22 protein-coding genes are annotated in these 16,213 nt (G+C 45.6%); 21 read left to right on the top strand and 1 reads right to left on the bottom strand.

Features of this window, described 5'->3' with window-relative positions; genetic code table 11:
• Nucleotides 1-30: 30 nt before the first annotated feature.
• The 5 genes from DESLBE_RS09820 (at nt 31) to groL (ending at nt 4,334) form a co-directional block, all read left to right on the top strand.
• On the top strand, nt 31-465 hold the full coding sequence (locus DESLBE_RS09820; protein ID WP_144676504.1) for an MOSC domain-containing protein: 435 nt from the start codon (nt 31-33) through the stop codon (nt 463-465).
• Nucleotides 465-965 carry a MogA/MoaB family molybdenum cofactor biosynthesis protein gene (locus tag DESLBE_RS09815; RefSeq protein ID WP_144676502.1) on the top strand — a complete coding sequence of 167 codons (501 nt, stop codon included), beginning with the start codon at nt 465-467 and terminating at the stop codon, nt 963-965. Before DESLBE_RS09820 ends, DESLBE_RS09815 begins: the two co-directional genes overlap by 1 nt.
• A 125-nt stretch (nt 966-1,090) precedes the next feature.
• Nucleotides 1,091-1,915 (top strand): NYN domain-containing protein, encoded by an 825-nt coding sequence (locus DESLBE_RS09810; protein ID WP_144676500.1) that lies wholly within the window; start codon nt 1,091-1,093, stop codon nt 1,913-1,915.
• A 399-nt stretch (nt 1,916-2,314) separates the two neighbouring features.
• Complete coding sequence (gene groES, locus DESLBE_RS09805) at nt 2,315-2,599, top strand: co-chaperone GroES (RefSeq protein WP_005817319.1); 285 nt, start codon at nt 2,315-2,317, stop codon at nt 2,597-2,599.
• Between the two features lie 100 nt (nt 2,600-2,699).
• Nucleotides 2,700-4,334 carry a chaperonin GroEL gene (groL, locus tag DESLBE_RS09800; RefSeq protein ID WP_144676498.1) on the top strand — a complete coding sequence of 545 codons (1,635 nt, stop codon included), beginning with the start codon at nt 2,700-2,702 and terminating at the stop codon, nt 4,332-4,334.
• 115 nt (nt 4,335-4,449) lie between these two features.
• On the opposite strand, the gene DESLBE_RS09795 is transcribed toward groL, so the two are convergent.
• Entirely contained in the window at nt 4,450-4,791 is a 342-nt protein-coding gene (locus DESLBE_RS09795; protein WP_018213754.1) for a helix-turn-helix transcriptional regulator, read from the bottom strand.
• An 848-nt stretch (nt 4,792-5,639) separates the two neighbouring features.
• On the opposite strand from DESLBE_RS09795, the gene DESLBE_RS09790 reads away from it, so the two are divergent.
• From DESLBE_RS09790 to DESLBE_RS09715, 16 genes are all read left to right on the top strand, one after another.
• A complete protein-coding gene (locus DESLBE_RS09790; RefSeq protein WP_144676495.1) occupies nt 5,640-5,900 on the top strand; it encodes a DUF5405 family protein in 261 nt (86 codons plus the stop codon).
• Between the two features lie 122 nt (nt 5,901-6,022).
• On the top strand, nt 6,023-6,451 hold the full coding sequence (locus tag DESLBE_RS09785; RefSeq protein ID WP_144676493.1) for a transcriptional regulator: 429 nt from the start codon (nt 6,023-6,025) through the stop codon (nt 6,449-6,451).
• A 100-nt stretch (nt 6,452-6,551) separates the two neighbouring features.
• Nucleotides 6,552-6,683 (top strand): hypothetical protein, encoded by a 132-nt coding sequence (locus DESLBE_RS27285; protein ID WP_282433452.1) that lies wholly within the window; start codon nt 6,552-6,554, stop codon nt 6,681-6,683.
• Complete coding sequence (locus tag DESLBE_RS09780) at nt 6,680-7,147, top strand: DUF6838 family protein (protein WP_144676491.1); 468 nt, start codon at nt 6,680-6,682, stop codon at nt 7,145-7,147. The genes DESLBE_RS27285 and DESLBE_RS09780 overlap by 4 nt, the downstream gene beginning before the upstream one ends.
• Nucleotides 7,140-7,319, top strand: coding sequence for a hypothetical protein (locus tag DESLBE_RS09775; protein ID WP_144676489.1), 180 nt, complete (start codon nt 7,140-7,142; stop codon nt 7,317-7,319). The genes DESLBE_RS09780 and DESLBE_RS09775 overlap by 8 nt, the downstream gene beginning before the upstream one ends.
• On the top strand, nt 7,320-8,636 hold the full coding sequence (locus DESLBE_RS09770) for a phage tail sheath family protein (RefSeq protein ID WP_144676487.1): 1,317 nt from the start codon (nt 7,320-7,322) through the stop codon (nt 8,634-8,636).
• Nucleotides 8,637-8,655: 19 nt separating this feature from the next.
• The gene (locus DESLBE_RS09765) at nt 8,656-9,123 is read left to right on the top strand and encodes a phage tail tube protein (protein ID WP_144676485.1); all 468 of its coding nucleotides are present in this window, start codon (nt 8,656-8,658) and stop codon (nt 9,121-9,123) included.
• A 166-nt stretch (nt 9,124-9,289) separates the two neighbouring features.
• On the top strand, nt 9,290-9,703 hold the full coding sequence (locus DESLBE_RS09760; RefSeq protein WP_144676483.1) for a hypothetical protein: 414 nt from the start codon (nt 9,290-9,292) through the stop codon (nt 9,701-9,703).
• A gap of 243 nt (nt 9,704-9,946) precedes the next feature.
• Complete coding sequence (locus DESLBE_RS09750) at nt 9,947-11,785, top strand: hypothetical protein (RefSeq protein WP_144676481.1); 1,839 nt, start codon at nt 9,947-9,949, stop codon at nt 11,783-11,785.
• A gap of 36 nt (nt 11,786-11,821) precedes the next feature.
• Nucleotides 11,822-12,493 carry a LysM peptidoglycan-binding domain-containing protein gene (locus DESLBE_RS09745; RefSeq protein ID WP_144676479.1) on the top strand — a complete coding sequence of 224 codons (672 nt, stop codon included), beginning with the start codon at nt 11,822-11,824 and terminating at the stop codon, nt 12,491-12,493.
• 25 nt (nt 12,494-12,518) lie between these two features.
• Nucleotides 12,519-13,490, top strand: a complete 972-nt coding sequence (locus tag DESLBE_RS09740) for a hypothetical protein (protein ID WP_144676477.1) — start codon at nt 12,519-12,521, stop codon at nt 13,488-13,490.
• Between the two features lie 28 nt (nt 13,491-13,518).
• On the top strand, nt 13,519-13,878 hold the full coding sequence (locus DESLBE_RS09735) for a DUF2577 domain-containing protein (RefSeq protein ID WP_144676475.1): 360 nt from the start codon (nt 13,519-13,521) through the stop codon (nt 13,876-13,878).
• Nucleotides 13,875-14,276 carry a DUF2634 domain-containing protein gene (locus DESLBE_RS09730; protein WP_144676473.1) on the top strand — a complete coding sequence of 134 codons (402 nt, stop codon included), beginning with the start codon at nt 13,875-13,877 and terminating at the stop codon, nt 14,274-14,276. The genes DESLBE_RS09735 and DESLBE_RS09730 overlap by 4 nt, the downstream gene beginning before the upstream one ends.
• Entirely contained in the window at nt 14,276-15,355 is a 1,080-nt protein-coding gene (locus tag DESLBE_RS09725; protein ID WP_144676471.1) for a baseplate J/gp47 family protein, read from the top strand. Before DESLBE_RS09730 ends, DESLBE_RS09725 begins: the two co-directional genes overlap by 1 nt.
• Nucleotides 15,348-15,935 (top strand): putative phage tail protein, encoded by a 588-nt coding sequence (locus DESLBE_RS09720; protein WP_015943415.1) that lies wholly within the window; start codon nt 15,348-15,350, stop codon nt 15,933-15,935. Before DESLBE_RS09725 ends, DESLBE_RS09720 begins: the two co-directional genes overlap by 8 nt.
• Nucleotides 15,932-16,213 carry a hypothetical protein gene (locus DESLBE_RS09715; RefSeq protein WP_018213737.1) on the top strand — a complete coding sequence of 94 codons (282 nt, stop codon included), beginning with the start codon at nt 15,932-15,934 and terminating at the stop codon, nt 16,211-16,213. The genes DESLBE_RS09720 and DESLBE_RS09715 overlap by 4 nt, the downstream gene beginning before the upstream one ends.

Raw genomic sequence — 16,213 nt, 5'->3', positions numbered from 1 at the left:
ATGATTTAAAATAAATTAGGAGGAATGATGATGGCGAAGATTATCGCAGTTTGTACAAGTGAGAAAAAAGGGATGCGGAAAAAAAATGTAGGGGAGGGAGTACTGAAGGTTGATTTTGGTATCGAAGGAGATGCTCATGGCGGGGATTGGCATCGTCAGGTAAGCTTGCTGGCGATGGAAAGCATCAAGAAGATGCAGGATATGGGACTTGATGTAGGACCGGGAGATTTTGCCGAGAATTTAACCACTGAAGGAATCGATCTGGTGAGCCTGCCCCTGGGCACAAAATTAAAGATAGGTGAAACCGGCGTGGGCGAAGTGACACAGATCGGCAAAGAATGTCACACCCGATGTGCTATTTATTATCAAGCGGGGGACTGTGTTATGCCCAAGGAAGGGATCTTCATCCGTGTTCTGGAAGGCGGCTCTATTAATGTGGGAGATAGTGTTGAGGTGATGGAGTAATGCTGAGGGTTGGGGTTATAACCGCCAGTGATAAAGGATCTCAGGGGCAAAGAGAGGATCTTTCCGGTGCTGTTCTCAAGGAACTGGTGAAAGAGATTGACGGCGAGGTCGTTCTCTATACCATTCTTCCGGATGATCAGGAGCTTTTGGCCCAAACTATGAAAAAGTGGGCCGATGAAGAGGGCTTAGATCTCATTCTGACCACAGGTGGCACGGGTTTCTCCTTGCGTGATGTTACCCCGGAGGCGACGATTGCTATTGCGGATCGTATGGTCCCCGGGATTGCTGAAGTGATGCGTTATGAAAGCTACAAAATTACTCCGAAGGCTATGTTAAGCCGGGCAGTAGCGGCCTTGCGCAAGCAGACTCTAATCATCAATATGCCGGGTTCGCCTAAGGCCTGTAAGGAGTGTTGGGCAGCCCTTGTCCCTGCTTTGCCCCATGGAATTCAGATCCTCAAAGGGGAGGCCAGCGAGTGTGCTGTGCCTGTTCATCAATAGGCATCTTCAGCGTGTTTTTGAGATTTTTTAGGTTCAATTCAATATAAAAATTTTTTTGCTTGTCACTCCTGTCCTTTTCCTGCGTACTCTATAGTAAGGGAAAGTGGAAATGGGGTGACATTGTTTTGAAGGCGATTGCTTTTATTGATTATGAAAATATATGGACTGGACTCTTTGAACAAGGTTATGAATTAACTCCGGAAATCCTTATGGAATCCATTCAACTGTATGCCAAGAAAAACGACTATGTTCTATCTGCTATTTATCTCTATGCTAATTTCGATCGGGAAGAATTCTGGCGTGCCCAGACTTCTTTTGAGAAGATTCATGTATATACACGCCATGTGTACGGAAAAAACAATTTTGCCAGTACAGGATTAAGGCGAAATGCGGCGGATGTGGAGCTCATATTGGAAGCGCAGGAGATCTTGCTCACCCGTACCGCAACCTTTGATGTGTTTCTTCTTCTAACTGGGGATGGAGATTTTTTGCCTTTACTTCGCAAAGTAAGGGCCTGGGGAAAAGATGTTAAAGTTATCGGCGTGAAGGGAAGCATGCACCACGAACTTCAAGCCTTCAGTGATTCCGGGGACTTTTTCGGTGAGTTTCTCCCTCAGGAGCGACCGCAGGAATATGAGCCTGAAAAGGATCTTGAACAAGCAATCTCAATCATAGCTCAGCTTCAGCTAAGCATGACGTATATTGCTTCCACCAAAGCGAGGCTCGCCCTGTCGGATCATCTGGGAGTTACCATATCCCAAGTGAAAGAGCTTATTCGCTACGCATTAAGAGAGGGGATTCTTCTTGAACAAGAATATGCCGATTCCAGTTTAAAGATCGGTAAAACCAAGGTCTATCTTTTGAATCTTGACCATTCTATGGTTCAAGTTGTTCTGGGTTCCGCAATCGAAGAGATTCGCAAACGCTATGAGAAATTAAGAACTCATTGATGGTTTGCCGTGTAAAATTGAGCAGGCACGGCATAGGGTAATAAAAGAATGAGAAGAAGGGGTATCTGGCCGGGAGGGCTGGATATCCCTTCTTCTTAGATGCCGTGATGATTTTTTGTCCAAAGGATGAATAAACCCCCCGGGGACTGGTCAATATATTGCTTAGTGAATGCAAGTCGAAGCTATGAGATTCTGTCAATTTAAGAGTGATGCAATAAGGGGAAGATATAAGGAGAAAATAGAAGGTTTTCGCTTGTAAATCTCTTAAAAATGCAAATGACAGGATTTGATTTCTTCATCCACCTTGCATATTATTATAGTATGATGTTAGCACTCAATAGGAATGAGTGCTAACAATATCAAAATAATATTTGAGTTCTTAAGGAGGGACTTTCTTCAATGAACATTAAGCCTCTAGGTGATCGGGTAGTCATTAAAGCACTCCCCATGGAAGAAAAGACAAAAAGCGGAATCATCATGCCGGATACGGCTAAAGAAAAGCCTCAAGAAGGTGAAGTCGTTGCAGTAGGACCTGGAAAAATGGAAAAAGGAGAGCGCATCGTCCTGGATGTTAAAGTGGGTGACCGCGTGATTTATTCCAAATATGCCGGTACTGAAGTAAAGTATGATGGTCAAGAGTATCTTATTCTTAAGGAAACTGACATTTTAGCGGTTATTGGCTAAGATAATACTCTTTGCTTTATTCACTTAATGAACTTGACATTGTACAGTGTTTTTTACTTATTGACCCTTGAATTTTGGATTTTTAAGGAGGAACTTACAGGTGGCAAAACAAATCGTTTTCAATGAAGAAGCTCGCCGCGCATTAGAGCGTGGTGTTAATGCCCTGGCTGAGTCTGTCCGGGTAACTCTTGGACCTAAAGGCCGTAATGTGGTTTTGGACAAAAAATTCGGCGCTCCTTTGATTACCAATGATGGTGTAACCATCGCCCGGGAAATTGAGCTGGAAGATCCATTCGAGAATATGGGTGCCCAACTTGTCAAGGAGGTTGCAACCAAAACCAATGATGTAGCAGGGGATGGAACCACCACTGCAACTGTATTGGCCCAAGCGATTATCCGTGAAGGCTTAAAGAATGTAGCTGCCGGTGCTAATCCTATGGGCATCAAGCGGGGCATTGAGAAGGCTGTTGAATCTGTTGTCGAGGATATTAAAACCAATGCTAAACCCATTGAAAGCAAGGAATCTATCGCTCAAGTAGCTTCTATCTCCGCCGGCGATGACAACATCGGCGTTCTGATTTCTGATGCTATGGAAAAGGTCGGCAAAGACGGCGTAATCACCGTAGAAGAAGCTAAAGGAATGACCACCGAGCTCAAAGTTGTCGAAGGTATGCAATTTGACCGGGGCTATCTCTCTGCATATATGATCACCGATACCGATAAGATGGAAGCTATTTTAAATGATCCTTACATCTTAATTACCGATAAAAAGATTGGCGCTATCGCCGACATTCTCCCTGTTCTTGAGAAAGTCGTTCAAGCCGGCCGTCAACTTCTGATTATTGCCGAAGATATCGAAGGGGAAGCTTTGGCTACCCTCATTCTGAACAAACTCCGCGGAACCTTTACCTGCGTTGCTGTAAAAGCTCCTGGCTTCGGTGATCGCCGTAAGGCAATGCTGGAAGATATCGCGATTCTCACTGGTGGTACCGTCATTACCGAAGATCTTGGCTTAAAGCTGGAAAACACTACGATTGATATGCTGGGCCGTGCTCGTCAAATTCGCGTAACTAAAGAAGAAACCACCATTGTCGAGGGATCCGGTTCTCAAGATGATATTAAGAGCCGTGTGGAAGCCATTAAAAAGCAAATCGATGAAACGACTTCTGATTTCGACCGGGAAAAACTTCAAGAGCGTTTGGCTAAATTAGCCGGCGGTGTTGCTGTGATTCAAGTAGGTGCTGCAACAGAAGTTGAAATGAAAGAAAAGAAACTCCGCATTGAAGATGCTTTAGCTGCAACCCGCGCAGCAGTTGAAGAAGGTATCGTAGCCGGTGGTGGCTGCGCGTTAGTGGATGCTGCTAAAGCCCTTGACAGCCTTAAGCTTACCGGAGACGAAAAGACCGGTGTAGCTATTGTCTATCGTGCCTTAGAAGAGCCTCTCCGTCAAATTGCCAATAATGCAGGATTCGAAGGCTCCATCGTTGTGGAGAAGGTTCGCAATGGCGGCCGTGGGGTAGGATTCAACGCTCTGACCGAAACATATGAAGATATGATTGCTGCCGGTATCGTTGACCCCGCTAAAGTGACGCGCTCTGCTCTGCAGAATGCAGCTTCCATCGCTGCTATGCTCCTTACTACCGAGTGCTTAGTTTCCGATATCCCATCAAAGGATAATGGTGCGGCTGCTATGGCTGGTATGGGCGGCATGGGTGGCATGGGCGGAATGATGTAAGCCTAAATCACAAATAAATCCCTGAAATAAGCGAGACTCGTGTTGCGATGTGGCCATAGCCAACATCTTGCTAACATGAGTCTCGATTTTTTTAGAGGTTTTGTATAAGTTTGCATCATGCATCTTCGGAAGCTTTTAATTCGATCATTCCAAGGATTTTCATTTTGTTATCATGGGACAGCTTGCGAAAATTTGAGACAAGAGCCAGTTCATCCTCTGTTAATTCAACGGGGGATATTTTTTTGTCACTTATTCCATAGATATCGTCCAGGTTAATCTCTAGGAAATTGCAAATGTTCAGAAGAGTAGATATGTCGATAGAGTTGGTCCCTTTCTCCCACGATGAGATCGTATTGTCTCTGACCCCTAGATGGTCGGCTAATTGTTTCTGGGTTATACCTTTTCTTTCGCGATATTTGCGTAGGTTTTCCGCCACCCTTAATTTAATTGCCTCCATTGATAACCACTCCCTTGTGTTGATTATATAGATAACTATGATCTTAATCAAGATAATATTCATGAAATATGAATAAAATATATTGACACATCACAGTTTGTGAAGTAAGGTGGTATTAGGGGTTCATGAAATATGAAGTTGGAATGAGAATATGTTTGGTGAAAACCAAGCTTTAAGGATTGCAACTCTTCTCCGTCGGCGTGAACGTCAAAGATACCCTTGCCAGTAGTTATTTTAGAGATTATCGATGGGGATGGGAGGTGAAATGAATGAGCGGTTGCAGGCTATATAGAATAAAACCTTTGAAGTGGCTTAAGGCAATCACGTCTTATCGTACTCGAAAGCTGGATAATCTCCCTAAGAGCAAATGGGCTGAGATATTAGTCAGGGGAGGGACCATAAAGCCCTGACTATCCAAAGAGAAAAGGTGGAGGTGAACCACAATGCTCAAGAAAAAAGTCAAATGCAGAATTCATTTTTATTGAAGGGAAGTCAGGCTAATGAAAATGCCTGAACAAAAAGAAAATGCCCGCAAGTCCTGGCAGATTTAACGGGCAGAATAAAAATAATCTCTATCTTAGTATATCATGTTTCGCCAAGTCAGTACATCAGCTCATTAATAATCAAGTTGAAGCTGTCTGCTGTGTGGATTGCTTAAGTAGGATCAGTGGTTCTCTAGCATAATAGGTTATACAAACTAGAAAACCACTGATCCTATAGTCAATGATGCAAATCCAAATGACTTGGCGGGGATGGGATAATGAATAGATTACCATGGATTGAACCTACAGGAAAAAACTCTTCCAGGCGGAGCGCGGAGAAGTTGGATATAAAGGTGGAGAGATAGTATGCGAATCGACATAAATGAGAAATACTGCATCACCTCTGATGAATACCAATATATTCTTAACACAAAATTCGTTAGTAACGGTAAAAAGACAAAGGGGCAAGAAGAATTAAAAGCAGTTGCTTATTGCTCAGATCTCAATCATTGTCTTAAGGAACTTGTAAAGCGTCAAATCAGGGAATCAGATTGCATTTCCCTCAGAGACGTTGTAAAGCGAATAGAAGAAATCAGAAGTGAAATAAATAGAACTATTAATTTTTAAGCGTTGTGAAGAGCACCTTCACTATGGGTCACGCGGGCACCACAGCAATACATGTTGGTGGATGTGCGATGTTCCAATGAGCTGATAGAGTTGGTGTGAGCAGATAAAGGAGTGGAGCGGCAGTGGAAGAAAGAATTGAGAAGCATATTCACCAATATGTCGAGGCAGAACTTAGGAATTATCGGACCTATAAAAAACTTATTGGTGAATACGATAAAGAGATGCTGTATAGAGGTGCTAGATCGGGGCTTGGCAAAGACCCGACGGGGAGGTTTTCGCAGAATCGGATCAGTGACCCAACGCATGATGAAGTAGCAGGGGTTATTGCTAATGAACAGAGAGTTAGAAGGATGAAAGATGTTGTGATGTGCATCGAGGATGTCTTAGCAGAGTTGTCGGAAGAGGAAACACGATTAGTGGAGATGAAGTATTTTAAGAGTTGCTATACAGACTTTGGAATCATCGGTGAGCTGCACATAGGGCAAACAAAATACTATGGAGATAAAAAAAGAATAATCAGGAAGTTTGCTTTAAGGATGAGGTTAATATAAGTGTAGAATTTGCGAAGTATTTAACACCATTTCCGTAGTATTATGGTATCAGTGAAAGGCGTCAAGAGATGGGCGCCTTTCCTTATTATAGGAGGTGAGGATGGCCTATCAGGAGAACTACGGCTTTACCGGGACGTATGTCGGAAAGAAAAAGAGCTGGACCAAGTATCCGGCCAAGCGGCCAATGGGGCAAATCATGAATAACCGACTGTCGAAGGGGGTGATCCAATGAGCGCTATTACAGGCAATGGGATCCGGGACAGTGTGATAACAATACTGCATCAACATTTCCCCGGCATCTCTGTTTATGGCGAAGAGATCCGGCAAGGCTTTGATAAGCCTTGTTTTTTTGTCAAGCTTTTCCCGGTGTCGCAGAATCAGCTTCTTGGCCGGCGATATCAACGGAACCACTCTTTCGATATTTGCTACTTCCCGGTAGTGGTAGATGAGGGAGAAGGCGAAGGGAATAGACAAAATCAAGACATGCACGATGTGGCTGAGCAACTGTACGAAGCAATGGAGTTGATCCCAGTGGTTGACGAGGGCGACAGACTAATGCGAGGCACGAAAATGCGACATGAAATCATCGAAGGGGTACTGCATTTTTTTGTGGATTATAATTTCCAGGTTATAAAAGAGGCGACCCTGGAGCCACTGATGCAGACCATGGAACAGGAGGGATTTATTCGTGGCTAAGAAAGATGAACTTATTGAAAAAGTATATTCAAAGCTGCAGATTCTGCAATCAAAGCAATTCTCAGCGCAGCAAAGGGATGTGCTGGAGGCTTTGCTGCAGGACGATGCCAACTATACCAAGAGTGAGGTTATCTCAATTTCTGAGGACTTTCGAACAAAGGAGGCTAAATAAATGGCAGCAGGCACATTTACAGCTCAAAACAAGGTGAGACCCGGCGTATATATCAATTTCAAATCTGAGCCCCAAGCGGCAGGGACTTTGGGGGAACGGGGGATTGTATCCATGCCCCTGATTCTGAGCTGGGGCGAACCCGGTAAAATGATCACCATCGAAGCCGGTGAGGATGTATTCCCAAAATTGGGGTACTCCATCATGGATGCCCAATTACGCTTGATCAATGAGGCTTTGAAACGGGCCAAGACGTTGCTCCTCTACCGGCTGAACGCCGGCACGAAGGCGGCGGTGACGGTCGGAAACTTGACGGTAACGGCTAAGTGGGGTGGAGCCCGTGGCAACGACATGGCCCTCGTTATCCAGGAAAATATCGATGATGAGACAAAGTTTGATGTGTCCACCTTAGTGGATGGAGCTGAGCTCGATAAGCAAACTGTGTCCGATATCGCCGGCCTTGCTGCAAACGACTGGGTCATCTTTTCCGGTACCGGCGCCTTAACAGAAACAGCAGGTGCCCCACTGGTGAACGGCTCCGACGGAACTGTAACCAATCAGGCCTATGTGGATTATCTGGCTGCTGTGGAGATTTGCGATTTTAACACTATCGCACTGCCCAGCACAGATGATGCGCTCAAAGCCACCTTCACCGCCTTTGCCAAACGGCTCCGGGATGACGAAGGGAAGAAGATCCAGGTCGTTCTCGAAAACTATCCGGCGGCTGACTATGAGGGTGTGATTAGTGTTAAAAATGGTGTGGTGCTCGCTGATGGAACTGCCTTGACAGCAGCTCAGGCGACAGCGTGGGTGGCCGGTGCCACGGCAGGGGCACGGGTGAACGAATCCCTCACTTACCAGGGCTATGATGGGGCTGTTGATGTGTCCCCCCGGTATACCAATGCACAGATCATCGCAGCTTTGCAGGCGGGGGAATTTTTATTTACTGCTAATGACAACCAGGCGTTGGTGGAACAGGACATTAATACATTGACCAGTTTCATGGCGGATAAAGGGAAACAGTTCGCCAAGAACCGGGTGATCAGGGTCTTGGACGGAATCAACAATGATTTTGTGCGGATTTTTTCTAAGTTCTATATCGGTAAAGTGTCCAATAATGCAGAGGGACGGAATTTGTTGAAATCAGAGTGCATTAACTACATGAACACTTTGCAGGATATTGACGCAATTAAGAATTTTGATGGTCAGACTGATCTAACAGTCCAGTCCGGGGACGATGTGGATGGGGTCTATATTGAGGCTTACGCATGGCCGGTAGACAGCATTGAAAAGATTTATGTTCGTGTGCGGATTAAATAGAAAGTGCAGGTGAGATAAGATGGCATTTTTAAGAGCGGAAGACGCAGTGAGCGGCAAACAGGCCAAAGCTTTTGCTACGATCAATGGCCGGGTGGAAGAGTTGTTTTATGCTAAATCCATTGAGGCAACTATCGAAAAGAATAAAGCGGATGTGCCTATTCTCGGCAGGACGAATGTGGGAAAGAAGGCTGCTGGCTGGACCGGCAGTGGGACCCTGACGATCTATTACATTACGAGCCTGTTCAGGCAGCTGATGATCGACTATGTGAAAACCGGGCGGGATTTCTACTTTGATCTTCAGATCGTCAATGAGGACCCGGCCTCGGGTGTAGGAAAGCAGACCGTTGTGCTTAAGGGCTGCAATTTGGACAGCGTTACAGCAGCGTCTTTTGATATCACTTCAGACGATCCTTTGGAAGAGGAGATGCCCTTTACCTTTGAGGATATTGATATGCTGGATCAGTTCAGCCGGCCGGTGACGGGATAAAAGGGTTTTGCGATTATGGGCCGGGGTTATGGACAGGGTATGAGGCATATCCCCAACTCGTCTTAAAGAAGAGTTTTAAAGGAGATCAGCAGTATTCTGGTCTCCTTCTCTTGCCTGCGGCAATAAGAGTTTTAAGTCTTGGGGAGTTTAGGAGGATTAAAGAATTATGAGTGATTTACAGGATTTCTTAATGGACAGTTTTGAAGAGGTTGAACCGATTGAACGGAGAGTAAGCCTTGGCGGGAAGGAAAAGATTATGAAGTTTAAGCCTATTTCAGCCGCCACGGGTGACGAGATCAGGAGGAGCTGCCGCAAAACAACCTTCCATAAAGGTCAGCGGCTTGTTGAAACGGATCAGGATGCCTTTGTGGCTAAGTTAATTATTGAAACAACAACAGTTCCTGATTTCAAATCTCAGGAGCTTCAGCAAAGCTGGGGTGTGCTGGGGGCTGAAAATCTGTTGAAAGCTATGAAAACGAAAATGAAGGATGGCGAATATGCCACTTTTTCCAATATTGTCAGTGAAGTCAATGGTTATGACAAGAGCATGAACGATTTGGTCGAAGAAGCAAAAAACTAATTGAGGAGGGCGATGGTGAGGCGAATTACGCTTACTACGCCCTCCACGAGCTTCATATTTTACCCGGGGCATTGGTAAGATTACCCCGTAAGGAAAAGGCGGTTGTTTATGCCATGATTGATATCAGGATTAAAAAGGAGAAAGACGAGGCGGCCAGGGCTAAAAGGAAAAGAAGATAATATCTAATACACCATACTAGCCGAAACCTTGTTTTCGCCAGGAAACCCAAAAGGAGGTGGCAATGTGGCAACGATCGATTCAGCGTTAAAAATGTTCGGTAAAATGTCCGATGTTGCAGACCGCTTAATAGAGGCAGCTAAAGTAATCGGTGAGCCAACAATTGGTGCTGCAATGGAGCAACAGCAGATCATGGATACTTTCAGTGTAAAAACCGGGAGCGAGCCTTTAGGTGCGGTGATTTATGACCGGATTACAAAGCAGGCCTTGGGATGGGGAGAAGATGTAAATACCTCTCTTTCGGGAGCAATGTCCTTTATGTCCACTACCATGGATCCTGATAAGTTAACTCAACTTAATGCTTTAGCGGCGCGGCTCTCAAAACTGAATCCTGCAGAAGGATTAGAGGGGGCAGCTCTTTCCATGAAGGAACTTATGTCCGGCGACTACACATCAATCGCCGAAGGCTTTAATATGAGCGGAACAATGCTCCAGGGCAGTGCGGCATACCAAGCCGGGCTGAAAGGGGATGTGGATGGATTCATTAAAGGAATGGATGAGTTATTAAATCAACAAAATATGACGGAGGAAGCTTTTGAAAAGATGCTGGATAGGCCGGCTGCAAAGTGGGAACGAGCTGTAAGTAATTTTAAATTTAATATGGCGAATGCCGGGGAAAGCTCCGTTGCAGCACTAACGCCACTTTTTGATCTGATAAACCAAATGTTTGAGGACGGGCAAATGCAAGCCTTTTTCAATGGGCTAAGTAATGGTATTTTTGTGGTTTCAAAACTTGTGTCGAATCTGTCGAGTATGGCTATAGGATTAGCGATAGGAATACAGCAGAACTGGAGCATGATCATACCATTATTGTGGATGATAATTGGTGCTTTGATCATATACAACAGCAAATCGCTTATAAGTATGGCAAATACAGTTAAAGATATTGCGCTTAAGATTGCACATGCCGCAGCCTCATCGGCAGAAACGCTAGCAATAATGGGATTAATAATAGCCCAGAATGGGTTGAATGCTGCCCTAGCCGCATGCCCTATCACCTGGATTATCGGAGCAATCTTCATTTTGATTGGTATCTTCTATCTCGCTGTGGCTGCCGTGAATCATTTCGCAGGAACTAGTATTTCTGCTACAGGTCTAATCGCAGGGGCTTTTATGTGGCTTGTAGCCTTCATAGGAAACATTCTAGTTGCGATTGCAAACTTTATGCTAAATACAGTAGACACAGTATTAAATATTATTCCTATACTTGCGGAATTCATCGCCAATGTGTTTAATGATCCAGTAGGCTCGATAGTAAGGTTATTCTCCGGTATGGCCGATACAATTCTTTCGATTCTGGTGACCGTAGCATCGGCGATCGACGCAATATTTGGATCTAACTTAGTTGATGTAGTTGGTGGATGGCGGGACGGGCTGAAGGGTGTAGTTGATGATTTAGTGGGCGAGCCGACATACAAATTTGAACGCTTGGATTCGCGTGATATACAGTTTGAACGCTATGAGCCTACTAAGGCTTTTGAGTCTGGATATAAATGGGGAGACGACCTCAGTAAAAAGTTTGATTTAACAAATATGTTCGGACTTAACAACGATATTGGAGCAATAGCTGGAGGAGGGGGGGAAGAAGGCATCCCCAACATTGACGAAGTTGGAACAGTCGGCAAAATCAAGGATACTGTAGATATCTCCAGTGAGGATCTGAAGATCATGCGTGAATTGGCCGAAATGAAGAACATCCAAAACTTCGTTACCCTGACACCGACCGTATCTGTGACTACAGGAGACATCCGTAACGGGAGCGATGCGGACACCATCGTCGCAAAGATTAAGACAATGCTGGAGAGAGATATCACATCATCAGCATCAGCAGTATATGGAAATTAAGTAGTAAAGATACCCTTGAAAGGCAGGTGATTCCAAATGCCCTATAACATTAAACTCAGCCTCAGCAACCAGGCCGAATCCTTCGAGCTTCCTGTCATGCCGGGAAGCCTTGAAGTGAATAAGTCTGGCAACAACAAAACCTATGACATCATAGCTCTGGGTGAAATCAACATTATTAAGAATCCCCAGCGCATCGAGTACGGATTCAGCAGCATCTTTCCAGCCCAGCGCTATCCCTTTGTGACAGTTCAAACACTCTTGCAGCCTATCGAATATGTCCAACTTATCATAAAATGGATGGAGTCTAAGCAATCCATCCACTTTATTTTTAGCTCGGACAGATTTGAAATCAACACCTTGGCCAGTATTGAGAGCTTTGAATGGAAAGAGGTTGCCGGCGGCTCAGGGGATCTTGAATACTCACTTAAGCTAAAAAGGTATATCCCCTATGCGGCACAAAAGGTACCGATAGAAAATCTTATCCATAAATCGGCTTCCACAGCGGCAGTACCGCCTCCGGCGCCGGTCAGACCAAATGAAACTAACTCCCCTAAGACCTATACACTGGTGGCTGGGGATACCCTGTGGGCGGTGGCTCAGAAGCATTGGGGCAATGGTGCCCGCTGGCCGGAAATACAAAAGCTAAATGGTATTACGGACGCGGAGATTAAGCGGCTGCAGATCGGTCGGGTAGTAAAATTGCCCTAATAGATCCAGCGGAAGGGAGTTAAAGATGCTGAAAATCGCGATCGACAATAAAGATGGAAACGTGTGGGACGTCTCCCAGATCGTCGCTGCTCTGAATTGGAAAACGAGCCGGATTGGCAAGGCCGGTAGCATGGATTTTACGCTCATCAAGAATGCGCCCGATCAGGAACAGTCCTTTAAGTACTCCAACGGGGACATTGTCCATGTTCAGATGGAAGATGGCACCAAAGTCTTCTATGGTTATATCTTTAGTATAGATGGCGGTAAGGATGAGGAGGTCAGAATCACCTGCTATGACCAGCTGCGCTACCTCATGGCCAGTGATACTTGTATTTATACGAATATCACAGCCTCAGAGCTAGTCAGAGATATAGCGGCCAAATTCCAACTTGAGATAGGCCGCATTGATGATACAGAGTATAGGATACCGACTCTATCCGAAGATAACCAGAAGCTGATGGATATGATCTGTAAGGCACTGGACCTGACGCTCATCAATACCGGCAAGAACTATGTCTTCTTTGATGATTTCGGGGTTCTAACCGTTCAGAATGTTGAGGATTTTCTCTTGGATTTTATCATCGGCGATCATAGCCTTATGACAGGCTTCAGTCATAAGGTTTCCATTGATTCTGATACGCACAATGTCATCAAGTTATATAAGGACAATGAGGAAACCGGGATGCGTGAAGTCTACGAGGAACGCGACAGTGCTAATGTGGCCAAATGGGGAGTGTTGCAGCTTTGTCAATCGGTAGATGAAAAGATGAATTATGCCCAGATTGATGAGCTGCTTAAAAATCTATCTGCCATTAAAAATCGGGAGACGAAATCTCTTAAGATCGAGGCGCTAGGGGATATCCAGGTTCGGGCCGGTCGCTATGTACGAATTCAAATAGCGGAGTATGGAATCAATCAGCCTTTTCTGGTCGATGAATGTACTCATAGCTTCGATGGGGTGAATCATACTATGAGCCTGGAATTAAGGGTTATTTGATGGAAAAACAAACTAGGAAGGTGATATAATGTCTAGTTTATTAGACTTGATCAAAGCAGCTGGATCTGATGCTGTGGATGCCTCGAACCCTGTAAATATCCTTTTTGGCGAAATCTTAACCGTGCATCCGCTCAGTGTCAAAGTCGATCAACGCTTTATACTGCCGGCGGATTTTTTAATTGTGCCGGAGAGAATGTCAAAATATGAAGTGGATTTACAACATACGCACCAATACACCGATGATGGGTCTACGAGTAACACGTCGGAAGCTTTAACCCAAAGAATCGTGATTCGCTCCGGACTTGCCCCGGGGGATAGGGTTTTGATGCTTAGAGTCCAGGGTGGGCAGCGTTATGTCATTTTAGATAAGGTGGTGGTGTCTTTATGATCCCCACAGGTGGAAGCATTACCCATGGGGTGATTCAGTATGCCCAACGGCCTTCCCTTACCTGGAGGCTTGACCCGGCCAAAGGGCGCATCACTGGGAGGCTGGACGGATTGGAATCTGTGCAACAAGCCGCGGCCAAGATTCTGCAGACCCAGCGGTTTCGCCATTTGATCTACACCCCAAATTACGGTAGTGAGTTGGGTCAATTGATAGGCATGAATCGGGCTTTTGTGAAATCTGAAGCTGTTAGGATGCTTGAAGAGGCATTGACTCAAGATGATCGGATCACAGGAGTCGAAAATGTGCAGACCACAGCTGCGGGAGATGGCCTGCTGATTGAGTTTACCGTGATCAGCACCTATGGGAGATTCAATATGACTCAGGAGGTGGGCGATTAATGTATGAACATCAGACTTATGAGGCGATTTTGGTCAGGATGCTCGCCAGGGTGCCGGAGACCATCGACAAGCGGGAGGGCAGTCTGATTTACGATGCCCTGGCCCCGGCAGCGGCAGAGCTGGCTCAGGCATATGCCGAGTTAGAGGTTAACAATAATCTTTCTTTCGCGGATACGGCCAGCGGAGAATTTTTAACCCGCCGGGCCGCTGAGTTTGGAATCAAGCGGAAGGTGGCTACAAAAGCCTGGCGGCGTGGCGGATTTCTGGATAGTAATAATGCCCTTCTTAACATTCCGCTAGGCAGCCGCTACAGCATCGGTGGGCTGAATTATACAGCTATCGAACAGATCAGTACCGGCGCGTATGTTCTTGAATGTGAAACGGCCGGCACAGCAGGCAATCAGCAGTTTGGGGATTTGCTCCCTATCGCCTATGTCAATAGTTTGGCCAAGGCGGAACTCACCGAGGTGCTGGTTCCAGGTGAGGATGAGGAGACAGACGAAGCCCTGCTCTCCCGATACTATGAGACGGTAAACGAACCGGCTTTTGGCGGGAATATGGCAGATTATCGGCAGAAAATCAACGCTATCAATGGCGTAGGAGGAACCAAAGTCTTTCCCACCTGGGCTGGAGGTGGCACTGTGAAATGCACGATTATTGCCTCTGACTGGGCTAAGCCATCTCCTGAATTAGTGAATGAGGTCCAATCCACCATGGATCCGGAAGAGAATCAGGGGATGGGACTGGGGCAGGCACCGATCGGCCATGCCGTGACGATAGCCGGGGTGGATAAGGTTACGGTGGATGTGGAAACGACACTCACACTTGCGCCAGGTGTAACTCCCGGGCAGGTTCAGTCCGATGTAGAAGCGATCTTAGATGCCTATCTTTTAGAACAAAGAAAAACCTGGGCTGCGCAAACCCAGATCATCATCCGTATGGCACAAATTGATGCTCGGATGCTTACTGTCCAAGGCGTCGAAGATGTGACTGGAACAAAGCTTAATGGGACGGAGGCCAATTTCTTGCTTGATGAGGAAGAAATTCCAATCTTGGGGACGGTGATTATCAATGAGTAAGTCTATTAGAGAATATTGGCCCCAATTGTTTGATAACATTTTAGACTTTCAGCTTCTAGCTGATGCAGTGGATACCGAAATACAGTCTCTAGGTGAGACAGTGGATCAGCAACTCGCTGACCAATTTGTTCTCACTTCAGGCTATGAGGCGGTAAAACGCCGGGAAAGGATGCTGGGCATCCAGGCTGATCCCACGAATGAAACGCTGGACTTCCGGAAAAAACGGATTATTAACCGTTATTCAACGAAGCCGCCGTTCACTATTCGTTATCTTCAAGACCGCTTGGATTTTCTAGTGGGTGAGGAGAAAGCAATTGTGAGTGCGGATGGTCAAGACTTTTTACTTTTCGTGGAGACCGCCATTGAAAATGCGGCGCTCTTTAAAGAGGTCGAGCGGACAATAAAAACCATCAAACCGGCAAACTTGATCTATAACCAGCAAACCGCTTTAGGTGATCATATCTCCATGGAAGAGCATATACGTTTCCGTACATTAGAGAGGCAAACCCGGCTGGGTTCAACATGGAGGGTAGGAATGACACCTTTTGCCGTAGCAGATTTGGAGGTGAGCGTTAAGTGATATCAACAGAGTTTTTATCCAATGTGGCAGATTATGTAGATGGTCAGGTAGCCAAGATCGTATTAAATGAGAGCTACGAAATCACCGACTTTAGTATTAAAGAGACAGAGCAAGGCTTGGTTAATATGCAATATATTGTTCCTAGTGGCGTGGTGCCGACAGTAGTTTTAATCGAGCTTAAGGATGTTTCTGATAATGTCATCAGCTCAAATGAAGTATATGTACCAATTACCGCAGATACAATCATAACGCAGACCATTCGGGTTAAGGAGGGGTGA

Origin of the sequence: Desulfitobacterium sp. LBE (genome assembly GCF_007830365.1) — a bacterium.
In the GTDB taxonomy this organism is placed as follows: Bacteria; Bacillota; Desulfitobacteriia; order Desulfitobacteriales; family Desulfitobacteriaceae; genus Desulfitobacterium; species Desulfitobacterium hafniense.
This window is presented reverse-complemented; position numbering and strand designations above follow the sequence as displayed.